Genomic DNA, 15245 nt, shown 5'->3' on the forward strand with positions numbered 1-15245 from the left:
AGACGGGCGGCCGGCCGCGCCGCTCGTCATCTTCACCACCGTCCACACGAAAGCCGAAACGGGGAGCGGGCGCTTCCGGCCCGCCGGAGGCTCACATGGGTGATCAGAAGAGCGAGATCGACCGCGACGAGGTCAGAAGAATCCTCAAGATTCTCAAAGAGAACTACGACGACTTCAGCAAGGACAAGGGCACCGTCAACGACATTACGACGAACTGCGACATCACGAAGTCGGATCTGGGAAACTACCCGGCGGTGACCGGCTTGTCGATGTCGTCGTCGCAGGCCTACACGCAGATCAAGGGCCAGTACAACTCCTTCTTGCAGAGCTATCAGGGCGTGATCGAGGCGCTGGAGAGCATGGTCGGCAACCATGAGAAGAAGGAGCAGGAGAACACTGCCGCGGCCAACCGGGCGATGAACGGTTCCGGCGGCTCGCCGAACACGGGGAACACGGGCGCGTACTAGTCGGTGCGAGTAAGCAGGTGCGAGTAGGCAGGATCGATAACTCATGACTTATCCCCAGCAGGGTGGCGGGGGTTCCATCCCTTTCCAGGGCACCATTCGCTCCCAGGTCGGCGGTCCCACCGGTGAGTGGGACGGCGGCATCGACGAGATGAACGCGATCCTCGACGCCACCAACGCGCAGCGTGTCATCGACGCAGGTGGATATTACGAGGCGGCCGCGCAGAAGTTCCAGCACGCCGTGGGCGTGCTGCGGGCGCAGAAGTCCGCGCTGGCCGGCGTCTGGAAGGGCGACGACTCGGAGGCCACCATCAAGCAGATGGGGCGTCTGGAGACCAGTGCGCAGGACATCCAGCGTGTTGCCGACAAGACCGGCAAGGCGCTGACCGATCACGGTCAGAAGCTGGACTGGTACGTGAAGAACCGTCCCGGCAAGGGCTTCATGGGCAACATCTCCTACGACGACGCCGGTGTCGTCGCGGCGGGCACCGTGGTCGCGGGCCCGGCCGGCGGGGCGATCGCCCTCGGCGGCAAGAAGCTCGGTGAAGCCTTCGGGCTCATCGACAGCGCCGAGAAGAAGGCCGCCAAGCAGCACATGAACAAGCTTGGTGCCCGGACGGCGGAGGCCAACGACCAGTTCCCCGCGGACATCTCCACCAACCTGCCGCAGACGCAGGTCACGTCCAGGGTCCCTCAGAACGAATACCCGGGCGGCGGCGGGGCCAAAATTCCCGGTGGCGGCGGTGGCGGCGGCAGCATTCCCGGTGGCGGGAGCATTCCCGGCGGCGGAGGCGGCCATATCCCCGGCGGCGGAGGTGGCCACGTCCCCGGCGGTGGCGGCGGCCACGTCCCCGGCGGCGGGAACATTCCGGGCGGCGGTGGCGGCATCCCCGGCGGTGGCGGCGGCATCCCCGGTGGCGGCAGCATCCCCGGCGGGGGGAGCGACCTTGCCGGTCTGCCCGGACCGGGCGGTGGCGGCGGAGGCCTCGACCCGTTCGGGCGCAGCGGTCTCGGCGGCGGCGGCCTCCCCGGCGGTGGCGGCGGCAGCATTCCCGGCGGTGGCGGCGGTATCCCGGGTGGCGGTGCCGGCGGTCTCGCGGGCGGCATGCCCGGAGGGCTCGGCGCGGGTGCCGGCAAGGGCGGCCTCGCCGGCGGCGCGGGTGCGGGCAAGCCCGGTGCGGGCGGGCGCGGCATGATGGGCGGCGCGCCCATGTCGGGCCGCGGCGGAGGCGGCGGTGGCGAGGACGAGCACGATCGCACCACCTGGCTCATGGAAGACGAGGACGTGTGGGGCGGAAACGATGATGACACCGCCCCGCCCGTGATTGGCTGACCGAGACTCGGTCACCAGAAGATGCAGGAGACGGCGTGAGCAGATTCCAATCCTGGGAGCTGCTCACGCCGTGTTCGTGTAGTGAGGGTGCGTTGTGCGACGGATGACTCGATGGCTCGCCGCGATCGGAGCGACCTCGGCTCTGGTTTTGACGACGGCCGCTCCGGCCGGCGCGGTCCCAGGCCCGCGTACTGACCAGTGGTGGTTCTCGGCGTGGGAGATCCAGCAAAAAGTCTGGCCCGTCACCAAGGGGGCGGGTGTCACCGTCGCGGTCATCGACAACGGTGTCAACGGTCAGATTCCCGACCTGCGGGGCGCCTTGGTCCAGGGCACCAACCTGGTGTCGGGCGGTGGGGACGGCCAGGTCGGTCCCACCCAGGACCTAGAGGACTCGCACGGTACCGGGATGGCCGCCCTCATCGCGAGCAACGGCAGCGGCACGGGTTATGTCGGTGTGGCGCCCGAAGCGAAGATCATGTCGGTGGCGTCCAACCTGGTCAACTGGGACAAGGCGATTCGCTTCGCCGCCGACCACGGCGCCAAGGTCATCAATATTTCGCAGGCTTTCGCGGCCGTCAACGGCTGCCGTCCCGAAATGCAGCAGGCCGTCTCCTACGCCCTGCAGAAGGACGTCGTGGTCGTGGCGGGAGCCGGCAACAGCGGCACGGAGGGCAATCCGTCCATGGAGCCGGCGAACTGCGCGGGCGTCTTGGCGGTCGGTGCCGTGGACAACAAGAAGGCCGCCTGGGAGAAGACCGAGCGGCAGCCGTACGTCACCGTCGCGGCGCCCGGCTTCCTGGTGAACACGGTCCTCGCCAACGGCAGGGTCACCGACCACGTGGCGGGGACGAGCCAGGCATCGGCGCTGACCTCCGCGGTGGTGGCACTGATGAGGTCGAAGCACCCGCAGATGCCGGCGCGTGAGATCGTCCAGCGGATCATCAACACCACCAAGGACGCCGGCCCTCCCGGCAAGGACAACATGACCGGGTACGGGGTCGTCATTCCGGCGGCGGCGCTGACGGCGAAGGTGCCGCAGAACGCGCCGAATCCCGTGTTCGCGGCGTACGACAAGTGGGTGCAGGACAACCCGCAGGCGGCGCCGAAGGGCAAGCCCGGCGCGACCAAGGTGCCCAAGTCCGAGGCCACGAAGAAGGCCGACCAGGCCGATCGCGTCTTCCTGTACCTGCTGATCGGCGTCGCCGCGGTCGTGGTGATCGGCGGGATCGCGGTGTTCGCCCTCAGCAGGCGCAACAAGAAGAGGGGCGCCGGCCAGGGCCCGCCGCAGGGCGGGGGCTCGGGTCCGCCGCCCGGGTGGGGCGGCCACGAGGCGCCTCCGTACGGCGGGCAGCAGGTGCCCCCGCAGGGCGGTCCGTCGGGCCCGCCGGCCGGATGGGGCGGTCCGCAGGGGCCGCCGCCGGGCGGCCCGCAGGGCGGCCGGCCGTACCTGCCTCCGCAGGGCGGCCCCGGGGGTTCCCGCCCCCACAACTAGCTCGCTTCTCTCATCGCGGCCGTCCGCCTGCTCGACGTCGTGCGCGTGGACGGCCGTACCTCTGGTGTGCGACCAAGCCGACAGAAAGAACGGTCATGAAGAACCTCCTCGTCATTCCCGCCGCCATCGCGCTGACGCTGAGCCTCAGCGCCTGCGGCGACTCCAAGGACGACGCCGGCGGCGGTTCGGCGTCGCCGTCCGCCGGGACGAGCGCGCCCGCGACCCCCTCGGGCGGCGGTGGCGGCGGCACCATCACCGGCAACGGCGGCGGGACCGCCACGAACGGCGGCGGTGGCGGCGGCGGTGGCGGCAGCCTCACCCCGGCGCAGCGCGAGTCGCTGGGCAAGCTCCGCGCGTGCATGATCAAGAAGGGCTACGACATGCCCGAGATCGACCCGAACAACCCGGTCATGGCGCCGAAGAACACCAATGGCAAGAGCAACGAGCAGGTCAACAAGGACGCCGCCGAGTGCGCGACGCAGTCGCAGGGCGGGTGACGCGCGCCCGCTGACGGGCGGGCGGGCGCGGCCGGCGCCCCGGCCTCGTAAGCTGGCGTCGGACGAAAGGAGGCCGGGTGCCGGACTCGAGCTGGCAGCATTCGGTGTTGCGCGATCTGGGCGTGGCCCGGCGCGGCCTCGTGACGACAGGGCCCGTGCCGCCGGCCCGCGTCCCCGCCGGCTGGGGCACCGGACCGGCTCAGCAGCCCGCTGCGCTGCCGGGCATCCCGGAGGCTCCGGCACCCGCGCCGCCCGCTGCCGTCGCGGCAGAGGCCATGACACCGGCCCCCGTGCCCATCCCCGTCGTGCCCGCCCCGGACGCGCCGGAGCCCGTCGCGCCGGAGCCCGTCGCGCCGGAGCCGGCGGTCCCCGCGGAGGCCGACGAGTCCCAGCCGTACGACCCGTTCCCCGATCCGCCGCGACCGGCCCCCGCCGAGGCGGAGGAGCCGGAGGAGTCGCAGTCGTACGACCCGTTCCCCGACCCGCCGAAGCCGAGCGCGCCCGAACCCCAGAGCACCCCCGAACCCGCGAACGCGCCCGAGCCCGAGCCCGAGCCGGTGCAGGCCGTCCACGACACCGCCTCGCCCCCTGAGCACGAGGTGCCGCTCGTCAACGACGAGTTCAGCTGGGAGGCGGCGATCTCCCCGGTCGGGGGAACCGCGCCGCAGGCGCCCGGCCTTCCGCAGGCTCCGGGGGTCGAGGAGGCGCAGGGCGGCGCGGAACCGGAGAGCGCGGCGCCGTCCCCGGCGTCGGCCCCGGCACCGTCCGCCCCGGCTTGGCCGTCCCCCGCGCCGGCGCCGCCTCAGCAGCACGGCGCGGGCGCGGTCCCGGCGGCGGACGAGTTCCTCAGCAAGAACCAGCACGGCGACGCGCTGGTCCGCCGGATGGGGCGGGGCATGCGCAAGGCCGTCGGCGCGTCCGGCCAGATCCGCACCCGCGCGGAGATCTCCGACTACCTGCGCCGTCCCGTCAGCGGCTTCCGGCAGATCACGGTGGTCAGCGTGCGCGGCGGCGCCGGGAAGACCACCGTGGCGGCGCTGGTCGCCACCGAACTGGCGCGGCACCGTCCCGACCGGGTGCTCGCGATGGACGCCGACGCCGAGCTCGGGTCGCTGCCGCTGCGCCTCGGCGTCCGGTCCGAGCTGTCGCTGTTCGACCTCGCCGCGCAGCAGCCGCGGACGTTCGAGGAGGCCGCGCGGTACATGCAGCAGACCCGCGAGGGGCTGTGGGTGCTCGCCGCCACCCGGGGCGGCCGGATCACCGGCGAGTTCGACTTCGACACGTTCCAGGCGGCGTTCAGCGCGGTGAGCCGCTACATCTCCACCGCGGTGACGGACTGCAGCGCCGGCATCCTCACCGATCTGCACCGGGGCATCCTCGGGCAGTCGCACAGCGTGGTGCTGGTCACGCCCGGCACGGTCGACGGCGCGCTGAGCGCGCGCGGGGCGCTGGAGTGGTTCTCCCAGGGCGGCCAGCAGCGGCTGCTGCCCCGCACGGTCATCGCGATGGTGTCGCACGCCCCGCAGATCGGCGCGGACCTGAACCGCGCGACGCAGATGCTCACCGCGTGGGGGACGCCCGTCGTGCACGTCCCCTACGACCGGCATGTGGCCGCGGGGGCCGCGGTCGACATGTCGCGGCTCGGCGAGGGCACCCAGGCGGCCGTCGGCCGGATCGCCTACGAGGCGTTCGCCCGCTCGCTCGGCGACCCGGCGCCGGGCCACTGAGCCGCGGCGGCCCGGCGGCCCGGCGGCCCGGCGCGGACGCGGTGCCCTGGACGGCGGGTCAGCCGGTCCAGATGAGGGTGTTGGTGACCTCCACGCCGAGTTCGCCGGCGGTGGCGAAGACGCTGCCGGTGCGGCCGCCGGTGGCGGCGCCCGACGACCAGTAGGACTGGGCGTAGATGACGCGCGAGCCCTGCGACCACGACCGCGTCCAGTAGGCGGGGTCGGAGCGGGGCTGCGGCAGGCCGCTGGAGTCGGACGGGGTGAGCAGCAGCGGCCAGCCCTTGTCGGACGTGACCCGGTTGACGCTGCTCGCCGCCGACGGGCCGGACACCGTCAGGATCGACACCGACGTGATGATCTTCTTGGACGGGCTGGCGTACACCGCCGAGTACATCGGCCCGGTGCACGGGTGTGCGCGCAGCGCCGTGCGCAGCCGGTCGTTGGCGCGGCTGGTGCACGACTGGGTGCGGGTGCCGGCCCGGGTGAAGGTGTTGCCCTTCGCCGTCCGGATGGTCGCCGACAGAACCTCGGACGGGTTCCCCGGCGTCCCGGCCGCTGAGCTGGTCGGAGTGGGCTCGGGCGAGTAGGGGGAGTAGGCGGGCGTCGGGGGCGTGTACGAGGGGAGTGCGGTCGTCCGGCCCGGGTCGTCGTCGCCGCCGACGACGAGGAACGCGCCGACTCCGACCACGGCGAGAACCGCCACCACGCCGATGATCAGTAGCGGGACCAGGGCTCCGCCGCCGCCGCGCGGCGGCGGGGGGAAGCCGGGAGGACCGCCGTAGGGGCCGGGAGGTCCCGGCGGCGGCGGGAATCCGGGTCCGCCGGGCGGCCCGCCCGGCGGCTGAGGGGGATACATGATCGCTCCATGCCGATGCTCGTGCGGGGTGGCGGAAGGATCGCACCAGAGTAGCGGGCGGAACATGGCGGTATCACGGCGAATGGTAGGTATGTCGGGCCAGGCGGGATCGTCCCGTGGGCAGCGCGCGCGGATCTCTCCTAAAGTTGCGGGGGAGAGGGGAGGCAGGTGACCGATGAGCAGTGACCTCGTGGCGCTGGTGCGCCGCACCCCGGACGTGCACGCCGTGGCCGACGGAATGATCGCCATGGGCGAGCCGCTGGAGCTGCGCGGCGGGGAACCGGAGCCGACCTTGCTGTACGACGCCGAGGGGCGGCTGCTCGTCTCCATCGAGGACGCCGTGCAGGTCTCGGCGCAGAGCGAGATCCGGCGGCTGCTCGGCGCCGAGTTCGCCGACCGGGTCGGCGTGCCGGTGTGGTGGGTGGACGTCCGCGCGGTCGCCGACGTCCCGGAGGCGGCGCGGGTCGCCCGCGCGTTCGCCGACTCGCTCGTCCGCTGGCTCGGCGGGACCGTCTACCCGGACGGCGCGAGCGAGGCCCCGGCGCGCAGCTGGCGGGCGTCCGGCCAGGGCGACGACCCCGTCGGCAGCGCCCCGGCGCCGGGCGACGCCTACCAGGGCGGCGTGATCCGCTGATCCACCGCTGAGTCGCTGAGTCGCAGCTGGGCCGCAGCCGGGCCGCAGCCGGGCCGCCGGGCCGTCAGGCCCAGTCGCGGGTCAGGTCCAGGTCCCACGGGACGAGGTTCCACGGGCTGCGGGGCTCGTTGTGGAGCTCCTCGACGAGCCGTTCGTACTCGGCCTGCGCCTTCCCGCCGCCGCCCGACCAGAGCAGCCGCCCCTGCAGGTAGCAGGTGGACATGTCCCGCCAGGACGAGTACCGCCGCTGGATGTCGATCGCCAGCGGCAGCATCCGCTCCCAGCAGTACTCCTCGGTCAGCCACTCCACCATGCGGCCCCAGCGGTACAGCATCAGCGCGCGCCCGTAGTCCCAGATGAGGAAGCGGCCCACGTTGGCGCGCAGCGCCGGGTCGGCGAGGACCTTCAGCCGGTGCAGCTCCTCGGCCGCGTGGCTCCGGTCGTTGAACAGCTGGTGGAGGAACTGCGCCAGCTCGGCGCCCTCCTCGCTCGCGTCCGCGCCGGGCTCGTCGCGCAGCAGCGCCGGGACGAGCCGCGCGTACGAGCCGCCCTCGTCCCCGTACCGGACCCGGACCAGCTCGATGAGCCGCTCCACGAACGGCGGTTCGAGCTGGTCGCCGGCGATGAGGCCGTCGACCTCGCGCAGCAGCGTCCCGTACTCCTCCTGCGCGGCGGGGGGCCGGGCGGCGAGGTGGGCGTCCCGGCCGAAGTCGGCGCGGTGCCCGTCCTGGACGAGCCAGTTGACGGCGGCGAGCAGCTGTTCGAGGTCGTAGGCGCCCCACGGGTCGCGCAGCAGGTCCTGCGCGGCGCGGCGGTCCGCGGCCGCGGCGGACTCGCCCGGGGCGGTGCCGAGCCGGTCCACCCGGAACCCGTTGACGGCGCCGTAGGGGGCGCCCGCCGCGACGATCCAGCGCTGCACCGGGGTGAGGTCGCTGCCGTGGACGAGGACGGCCGGCAGGTCGGGCGCGGAGATCAGCTCCCAGAGCCGCCGCTGGAACTCCGCGGCCTGCCGCTCCTCGCCGCCGAAGAACCCGGCGAGCTGCTTGCGCAGCGACGGATGCCGGACGTAGAGCCGCCGGAAGAACGGCCCGGTCCGCCACACCAGGTGCTCGGGCCGCAGGTCGCCGAACGGTATCCGGGTCCGCCGGTGCACGATGGCCTGCTCGCCGAACCGGAGCTCCAGGTCCGACCACAGCCCGGCGAGGGGGGTGAAGCGCCACAGCAGCAGGAAGCAGGCGACGGCGCCGAGGAGCCCCGCGCCGGGTGCGAGCGCCCACCGCGCCTCGTCCGGCAGCCCGGCGAGGGACAGCACGGCGCCGGCGAGCAGCAGCACCACGCCGCCCGCGCCGAACCCGAGGAACCAGCCGGTGGTGTGGACGAGCGACCCCTCGATCCGCAGGACCGCCGCGTCGCCGTCGAACTCGAACGACCCCTCGGCGAGCGTCCCCTCGACGGCCCGCTCAAGCGCGTCGAGCTGACCGGCCATCCCCATGGGCAGGACCGTACATCATCCCTTCCGGGTAGATCATCCGGCCGAGTGGCGGCGTGCGGCGGGTCGTCCCGGCCTGTCCGGATCAGGGCGCCTGGAGGTGCTGCATGAGCATGCTGTGCCGCTGCCAGCCGTCCGGGGAGCGGCCGTCGCCGAGCTGGAAGAACGTCAGCGGGGCGCGCGGCGGCCCCACCTGCCGGCCGGGGATGGCCGGCGGGCCGGTCACGGTGCCCGTGACGGCCAGCGCGACGGGGGCGGGCGCGCCCGTCCAGCGCGGTTCGGTGGTGAGGTCTGCGCGGCCCGGGGTGAGCTGGACGAACAGCGACGCGATCGGCTGGTCGGCGCCGAACGCGCCGACGAGCGTCGGGAGGTGCTGGAGGGGCGGCGGGTCCTCGGGGGCGTAGCCGACGGTGACGGTGGTGGTCTCGGCGACGGCGCCGCCCTCGCCCGCCGCGTAGTCGCAGATGGCCTGGGCGGGGCGCGGCCCGTCCCCGCCGACGACGATCCGCACGGTGGAGCGTCCGCGCGCGTACTCGGTGAGCCGGTCGCGGCGCCACGGGTGCTCCAGCGGCTCGGCGGGGCCGAGCCCGGCCGGGTACTTGCCGGTGAGCAGCTGGAGGAGGCGCTCGGCCGGCCCGGCGATGTCGCCCTCGGCGCCGTGCCTGATCCGGTAGACGAGGGTGAGCTGCGAGCCGACCGGCGCGGCCGGGCGGGTGGTGAACCCGGGCGCGTAGTCGCGGGCCTCCGGGACGGGGACGAACGTCCGCCCGCCCCACTTCATCGGCCGTCCGGTCAGGCCCTCGTAGTAGCCGTCGCCGTGGCGCACGATCCACTGCACGGTGTCGCCGGCCGCGGCGGTGCGCAGCGGGAGCGTCAGCCGGGACTCCAGCGGCGTGACGAGCTGCAGGGTGCGGCCGGTCTCGGCGCAGTCGCCGAGGGCCCTGTTCAGCCAGGCGCTCAGCGGCACGACCGGCCGGTCCTGGAGGACGACCATCGCTTGGTCGGTCAGCGCGTCTACGGTGCTCATCTCGTCCGGGAGTCTAGTCACCGGGGACGGGCCCGCGGCCGGGCGGCCGGGCGGGGAGGAGGAGTTTCCGGTGGCCCCCGTGACCCATGTCCAATCTGTGCTGAAATGTTACGGATGCAGCGAGCCGCCGCGCCTCCCGGCGTGTACTACGCGGACAACGCCCCGCCGCCACCGGAGCCGCCGGTGCGGGGGCGTCTGTGGCGCGTGCTCGGCGTCCTGTCGGTCGTCCTGTCGGTCGTGCTGGTGGCCGGCAGCCTCACCGCCTACGGCTTCTGGCGGCGGCTGGACGGCCAGATCGACCGCGAGCACGTCGACGGCCGGCTCGGCGAGAACCGCCCGCCCAAGCTGAACGGCTCGCTGAACATCCTGCTGATGGGGTCCGACAGCCGCGCCGGGGAGAACGCCCGCTACGGCGTCGAGGCCGGGCAGCGCTCCGACACCACGATCCTGCTGCACATCTCGCCCGGCGGGGAGAGCGCCATCGGCATCAGCTTCCCGCGCGACTCGATGGTGCAGATGCCGCCGTGCAAGCGGAAGAACGGCACGGCCGTCCCGGCCCAGTTCGGAATGATCAACGCGGCGTTCTCCAACGGCGGCCCGGCCTGCACCTGGCGCACGATCGAGTCGCTCACCAAGATCCACATCGACCACTACGTCGAGGTCGACTTCGCCGGCTTCAAGCGCGTCGTGGACGCGCTCGGCGGCGTCGAGATCTGCGTGCCCAAGCGCATCGACGACCCGAAGGCCGAACTGCACCTGCGCGCGGGCAAGCAGGTCGTCCACGGCGACCAGGCGCTCGGCTACGTCCGCACCCGGTACGTGCTCGGCGACGGCTCCGACCTCGACCGGATCAAGCGGCAGCAGGCGTTCATGGCCTCGGTCGTCAAGAAGGCGACCGACAAGGGCATGCTGACCGACCCCGGCCGCACCTACGACTTCCTCTCCGCCGCCGCCAAGTCCATCAAGGCGGACGACCGGCTCACGCTGTCGGTGATGCAGAAGCTCGCCGCGTCGCTGCGCGGGATGAGCGCCGGGAAGGTCCGGTTCGTCACCGTCCCGGTGCAGGCGTACCCGCAGGACAAGAACCGGGTCCAGTTCAACCAGGTTCTCGCCGAGCCGCTGTTCCGGGCCGTCCGGGAGGACAACGAGCTCCCCGACCCCACCCCGGCGCCGGTGCCCGCGCAGAACAAGGTGCAGCCCGTCCCGCCCGCGCAGGTGAGGGTCGGCGTCTACAACGCGTCCTCCGCCCAGGGCCTCGCGGGGCGGACCGCCGGGCAACTCGCCGAACGCGGCTTCAAGGTCGTCAAGGTCGGCACCAGCAAGAAGAAGTACGCCCGCACCCAGATCCTGTACGGCGCGGGCGCCGAACGGCAGGCCGCGCGCCTCGCGATCGCGGTCCCGGGGCACCCGCCGCGCGCCTGGCGGTCCGCGAAGCCCGGCTACGTGTACCTCGTCATCGGCAACGACGGCGCCCGGCTGCGGGGGCTGACGCCGACGGTGCCCAAACTGGCGGGTGAGATCCGTGCCGACCGCGACATCTGCGCCCAGACCTGATGCGGCCGCGCAACACCGGTATCTTGTCCCGCGCAAACCAAAGACCGCCGCAAAGCGTCCCTAGTAGGACGGCCTAGATGACTCCCCCCCGACCTCGGCCCGACGAGCCGCCCCCCGCACAGGGCTCTGCCGGCCGCTTACGCTCCCCCTGGAACGGACGCATGCAGCCCGAACCCTTCACCCTGCTGATGACCGTCTACGGCGGTGACCAGGCGGAGCATGTCCGGGACGCGTTCCGCAGCGCCGTCCAGCTGCAGACCCTGCGCCCCGACCAGGTGGTCCTCGTCCAGGACGGCCCCGTCCCGCCCGCCATGGCGGACTGCCTGCGCGAACTCGTCGCGGGCAGCCCCGTCAAGGTCGAGTACGTCCACCTGGAGCACAACCGCGGCCTCGGCCCCGCCCTCGACGCCGGCCTGCACGCCGCCGGGCACGACATCGTCGCCCGCATGGACGCCGACGACGTCGCCATGCCGCACCGCTTCCAGACCCAGGTCCCGCTCGTCCGCGCCGGCGCCGACCTCGTGGGCGCCGGCCTCCTGGAGTTCGGCACCGACATCACCGACGTCGTCGGCCGCCGCATCCCGCCGAGCGACCCCGCCGACATCGCCCGCTACTCGCGCCTCCACGACCCGTTCAACCACCCCACGGTCGTCTACCGGCGCAGCGCCGTCGTCGCCGCGGGCGGCTACGGCGACCTGCCCCTCATGGAGGACTACTGGCTGTTCGTCCGCATGATCGCGAACGGCGCGCGGATGGTGAACGTCGCCGAACCCCTCGTCTACTACCGCGTCGGTGAGGGCGCCTACGAGCGCCGCGGCGGCCGCGACCTGCTCCGCTCCGAAATGCGGCTGCAGCGCGAGATGCTCCGCGAGGGCTTCATCTCCCAGCCGCAGTACTGGCGCAACGTCATGGTCCGCGGCGGCTACCGCCTCGTCCCCACCATGATCCGCAAGCCGTTCTACCGCGCCGTCGTCGCCAACTACGGCGCCCGCCGCAACCGCTTCCGCGACCGCGTCGACGACGGCACCCCGGCCGGCGCCCTCTCCTACATCCCCCGCCACGCCCGCCGCCCGGACGGCGGCGACGCGGTCAGCGCCGCCACAAAACGGGCTGCTCGCCGGACTCGCTGACGGTCGCGCCGACGCCGAGGACGGTGGTCTTGAACGGCGCCAGGCCGGTGATCTCCTGCTCCCCGGGGCCGGCGAGCGCGGCACCGCCGGGCGTCTTCGCCTCCCAGGTCGCGCCGTCCGCGGACGTCCACGAGACGACGTCGGACCCGGCGGTGCCGGCCACCACGAAGCCGTCGGGCGCCGCCGTCACGGCCGTGACCCGGACGATCGACTCCGAGTCGGGCGCCGGGAGCTTCGTCTCCCGCCACGTCTTGCCGCCGTCGGCGGAGACGTAGCCGAGCGTGACCAGCCCGCGCGTGCCCACGGCGTCGCCCGCCGCGACGAGAACGCCGCCCTTGGCGGCGACGTAGGTGAGCGATCCCTGCGACAGCCCGTTGGGCAGCTGGAGCTGCTGCAGCCGCCACTTCTTGCCGTCGGCCGACGTCCAGACCGCGGGCCGCCGGGCGCCGCCGGCCTTCGGGTCCAGCATGCCGCCGGCCGCGACGAAGCCGAACGACCCGCCGGCGGCCGAGCGGACCCAGCGGTTGCCGTTCCTCTCGGCGGTGAGGTCGTTGCGGTGCTCGCCGCCGCCCCGCTGCCACGTCCGCAGATCGGGGGAGAACCAGATCGCGCCGGACGGCCCGTCGTCGCCGACGACGACGTAGCCGGACGGTCCCGCCGCCGCGCCGTAGGTGGCGAGGGTCTGGTCGTCCTTCCGCTCGAACACGGGATCGGTGTCGGCGGGCTTCCAGACGTTGCCGTCCGCGGACGTCAGCACCAGCGGGCCGCGCAGCGGGCCGCCGCCGCCGTCGCCCACCACGAGCCAGCCGCCGCCACCGCTCGTCACCGAGGTGAGCCGCTGCAGTGCGGGACGGGAGATCCCGCCGGAGAAGCGCGCCCGGTTCCAGGCCGAGCCGTCCGACGACGTCCAGATCGCGGCGTCGCCGCCGGTGCTGCCGACCGCGACCGCCTGGGCGCCCTTCGCCGCCACGCCGGCGACCGCCTGGTCCTTGCGGAACGCGCCCGGGATCTTGAGCGGGTCGACCGGAACCTCGGTGCCGCCCTGGTCCAGGACGGTCAGCAGCGCGTTCAGGTCGCCGTTGCCCGGGTCCCTGCCGACCAGCACGGTCTGGCCGCCGCCGGCGGCGGCGCCGAGCAGGCTCCGGCCGGACGCGGTGGGGAGCGTGCCGGCCTCCTTCCACGACCGGCCGTCCGCCGAGCGGGAGACCAGCACGTCGCGGCCCCGCTGGACGATGCCCGCGTATCCGGCGTCGGTGCCGATCAGCTGCTGGACCTGCCGGTAGCCGGACGGCTGGATCCTGCCGCCCTTCGACCAGTCCGCGGCGTCCTTGGAGGTGTAGACCTGGCCGTAGGCGGACTTGCCGGACTTGACCTCGCGGACGGCCACCAGCCCGGACTGCCCGCCGCCGACCATCAGCCCGCGGGTGCCCTTCGGCGCGGGGATCTTCGCGGGTGACCAGGTGCGGCCACCGTCGGTGGAGCGCCAGGCGCGGCGGAACGACGCCTTGCCCGGCTTCGGGGTGTGGGCGCTCTCCATCAGGATCACGTTGCCGCTCGCCGCGACCTCCTCCAGCACGACCTTGCCGCGGATCTGGATGCCGACCTGCCCGCCGGTCAGCGCGTCCCACTGCCGGCCGTCGGACGACACCCAGGTGGCGGGCACCGAGTCGGTGAAGTCGCGCTTGCGGGAGTGCTCGCCGATGGCGAGGTACCCCTTGTCGGTGCGGATGACCCGGGTCACCCGGTTGCCGGGGCCGAAGACGTCGCCGGCCGCGTCGGGCTGCCGCTGCCAGCTCGCGCCGTCCTGGCTCGTCCACACGACGCCGCCGCCCGGCCGGGTGCCGATCGCGACCCAGCCGCCCTGGCCGCCGGCGACCACCCTCGGCACCTCGGTGGCGCCGGGCTCACCGCCGTCCGCCCCTTCGACGCGGGCGGCCTTGAACGTGCGGCCGCCGTCGGCGGACACCAGGAACACGCCGCGATAGTGGCCGGGATCGGCCTCGCCGCCCACGGCGACCACCGTGGAGCCGGACGCGGCGACCCCGGTCAGCTCCTGGTCGCGGCCGTCGGAGCGGGCAGCCGGGTCGGCCGGGAACAGCGCACCGGCGAGCTTCGCGCCCCCGCCGCCGGCATCGGAGCCGCCGCCGCGGCCGAGCAGCACGACGACGCCGCCCGCGACCAGCGCGGCTGCGGCCACGCCGCCGGCGACGCCGAAGAGGATCTTCTTGTTGACGCCCTTGCCCTTGCGCTTGGGCGCGGACGCGTTGCGCCACGGCTCGTCGACCGCAGGCGGCGGCACGGCGGGCGGCGGCGTGGCGGACAGGGCGCCGGGCGGCGGCGGGCCGCCGGCCGCTCCAGGGCCGGGGACCTCCTGCGCCCACGGGAACGGCGGGGGAGCCGGCGCCGGGGACGCGGCCGGGCTCTGCCCGGGGATCTCCTGCGCCCAGGGGAACGGTTCCGGGGCGGCGGGCTCCGGGGCGGCCGGTCTCGGCGTCTCCGGGATCTCCTGCGCCCACGGGAACGGCTCCGGCGCGGGCCGCGGCGCCGGAAGCTGCGGTGCCTGCGGTGCGGGCAGTTGGGGCGGTTGCGGTGCCGGGGGCTGGGGAGCGGGAGCTTGAGGTGCGGGAGGCTGCGGTGCGGGAGGCTGCGGTGCAGGAGGCTGGGGTGCGGGAAGCTGCGGGACGGGAGGCTGCGGCGCCTCGGGGACCTGCTGCGCCCACGGAGGCGGCGGAAGCGGCTGGAGCCGCGGGTCCGGTGCCGCGGAGGCGCTCGGAGCGGGCTGGACGCGGGTCCGGTCCGCGCCCCCGTCCTCGTCGTCCGAGTCGTCCGCCGGGTCGTCCGCCGGCTCGTCCTTCGCGGCACCGGCGGCGCCTTCGAGCGCCGTCGACCGCGAGAAGTCGGACATCGTCATGTCCGCGATCCCGCCGACGGGCTGCGCCGGCTGCGGCGCGTCCCGGGAGAAGATCTGCGTCCGGTCGGCCAGGTCCTCCTCTGACGGGTCGTCCCTGTGCTCGCCGTCCGGCGTCCCCTTCGGAGTCACAC

At 73.9% G+C, this 15245-nt stretch carries 12 protein-coding genes; 8 read left to right on the forward strand and 4 right to left on the reverse strand.

The window, feature by feature from the left end:
* The first annotated feature begins 95 nt into the window (after positions 1-95).
* The 5 genes from AL2_RS15295 (at position 96) to AL2_RS15315 (ending at position 5513) form a co-directional block, all read left to right on the forward strand.
* On the forward strand, positions 96-467 hold the full coding sequence (locus AL2_RS15295) for a hypothetical protein (RefSeq protein WP_067634365.1): 372 nt from the start codon (positions 96-98) through the stop codon (positions 465-467).
* Between the two features lie 148 nt (positions 468-615).
* Positions 616-1797 carry a WXG100 family type VII secretion target gene (locus AL2_RS37440; RefSeq protein WP_157438173.1) on the forward strand — a complete coding sequence of 394 codons (1182 nt, stop codon included), beginning with the start codon at positions 616-618 and terminating at the stop codon, positions 1795-1797.
* A 148-nt stretch (positions 1798-1945) separates the two neighbouring features.
* Positions 1946-3289, forward strand: a complete 1344-nt coding sequence (locus AL2_RS15305) for a S8 family serine peptidase (RefSeq protein WP_245666667.1) — start codon at positions 1946-1948, stop codon at positions 3287-3289.
* 95 nt (positions 3290-3384) lie between these two features.
* Complete coding sequence (locus AL2_RS37445; protein ID WP_067634373.1) at positions 3385-3786, forward strand: hypothetical protein; 402 nt, start codon at positions 3385-3387, stop codon at positions 3784-3786.
* Between the two features lie 77 nt (positions 3787-3863).
* Positions 3864-5513 carry a MinD/ParA family ATP-binding protein gene (locus AL2_RS15315; RefSeq protein ID WP_067634375.1) on the forward strand — a complete coding sequence of 550 codons (1650 nt, stop codon included), beginning with the start codon at positions 3864-3866 and terminating at the stop codon, positions 5511-5513.
* Positions 5514-5571: 58 nt separating this feature from the next.
* On the opposite strand, the gene AL2_RS15320 is transcribed toward AL2_RS15315, so the two are convergent.
* Positions 5572-6369, reverse strand: a complete 798-nt coding sequence (locus AL2_RS15320; RefSeq protein ID WP_174550851.1) for a hypothetical protein — start codon at positions 6367-6369, stop codon at positions 5572-5574.
* 175 nt (positions 6370-6544) lie between these two features.
* Between AL2_RS15320 and AL2_RS15325 the strand changes: the two genes are divergently transcribed.
* Positions 6545-7003, forward strand: coding sequence for a hypothetical protein (locus AL2_RS15325; protein WP_245666668.1), 459 nt, complete (start codon positions 6545-6547; stop codon positions 7001-7003).
* Positions 7004-7067: 64 nt separating this feature from the next.
* On the opposite strand, the gene AL2_RS15330 is transcribed toward AL2_RS15325, so the two are convergent.
* The gene (locus tag AL2_RS15330; RefSeq protein ID WP_067634377.1) at positions 7068-8495 is read right to left on the reverse strand and encodes a DUF1266 domain-containing protein; all 1428 of its coding nucleotides are present in this window, start codon (positions 8493-8495) and stop codon (positions 7068-7070) included.
* Positions 8496-8577: 82 nt separating this feature from the next.
* On the reverse strand, positions 8578-9519 hold the full coding sequence (locus AL2_RS15335; protein WP_245666669.1) for a DUF6177 family protein: 942 nt from the start codon (positions 9517-9519) through the stop codon (positions 8578-8580).
* A gap of 114 nt (positions 9520-9633) precedes the next feature.
* On the opposite strand from AL2_RS15335, the gene AL2_RS15340 reads away from it, so the two are divergent.
* Both AL2_RS15340 and AL2_RS15345 read left to right on the forward strand, forming a co-directional pair.
* Complete coding sequence (locus AL2_RS15340) at positions 9634-11073, forward strand: LCP family protein (RefSeq protein WP_067634378.1); 1440 nt, start codon at positions 9634-9636, stop codon at positions 11071-11073.
* A gap of 161 nt (positions 11074-11234) precedes the next feature.
* A complete protein-coding gene (locus tag AL2_RS15345; RefSeq protein WP_083946538.1) occupies positions 11235-12203 on the forward strand; it encodes a glycosyltransferase in 969 nt (322 codons plus the stop codon).
* Here AL2_RS15345 and AL2_RS15350 read toward each other — a convergent pair.
* Positions 12163-15243, reverse strand: coding sequence for a sialidase family protein (locus AL2_RS15350; protein WP_067634379.1), 3081 nt, complete (start codon positions 15241-15243; stop codon positions 12163-12165). The genes AL2_RS15345 and AL2_RS15350 overlap by 41 nt on opposite strands.
* Positions 15244-15245 lie beyond the last annotated feature (2 nt).

Origin of the sequence: Actinomadura latina NBRC 106108 (assembly GCF_001552195.1) — a bacterium.
Classification (GTDB): domain Bacteria; phylum Actinomycetota; class Actinomycetes; order Streptosporangiales; family Streptosporangiaceae; genus Spirillospora; species Spirillospora latina.

Excerpts from the sequence above, each read along its gene's own strand:
- AL2_RS15320 (WP_174550851.1), bottom strand. The coding sequence starts at position 6,369 with ATGTATCCCCCTCAGCCGCCGGGCGGGCCGCCCGGCGGACCCGGATTC.
- AL2_RS37440 (WP_157438173.1), top strand. The coding sequence starts at position 616 with ATGAACGCGATCCTCGACGCCACCAACGCGCAGCGTGTCATCGACGCA.
- AL2_RS15340 (WP_067634378.1), top strand. The coding sequence starts at position 9,634 with ATGCAGCGAGCCGCCGCGCCTCCCGGCGTGTACTACGCGGACAACGCC.
- AL2_RS15330 (WP_067634377.1), bottom strand. The coding sequence starts at position 8,495 with ATGGGGATGGCCGGTCAGCTCGACGCGCTTGAGCGGGCCGTCGAGGGG.
- AL2_RS37445 (WP_067634373.1), top strand. The coding sequence starts at position 3,385 with ATGAAGAACCTCCTCGTCATTCCCGCCGCCATCGCGCTGACGCTGAGC.
- AL2_RS15345 (WP_083946538.1), top strand. The coding sequence starts at position 11,235 with ATGCAGCCCGAACCCTTCACCCTGCTGATGACCGTCTACGGCGGTGAC.
- AL2_RS15335 (WP_245666669.1), bottom strand. The coding sequence starts at position 9,519 with ATGAGCACCGTAGACGCGCTGACCGACCAAGCGATGGTCGTCCTCCAG.
- AL2_RS15295 (WP_067634365.1), top strand. The coding sequence starts at position 96 with ATGGGTGATCAGAAGAGCGAGATCGACCGCGACGAGGTCAGAAGAATC.
- AL2_RS15325 (WP_245666668.1), top strand. The coding sequence starts at position 6,545 with ATGAGCAGTGACCTCGTGGCGCTGGTGCGCCGCACCCCGGACGTGCAC.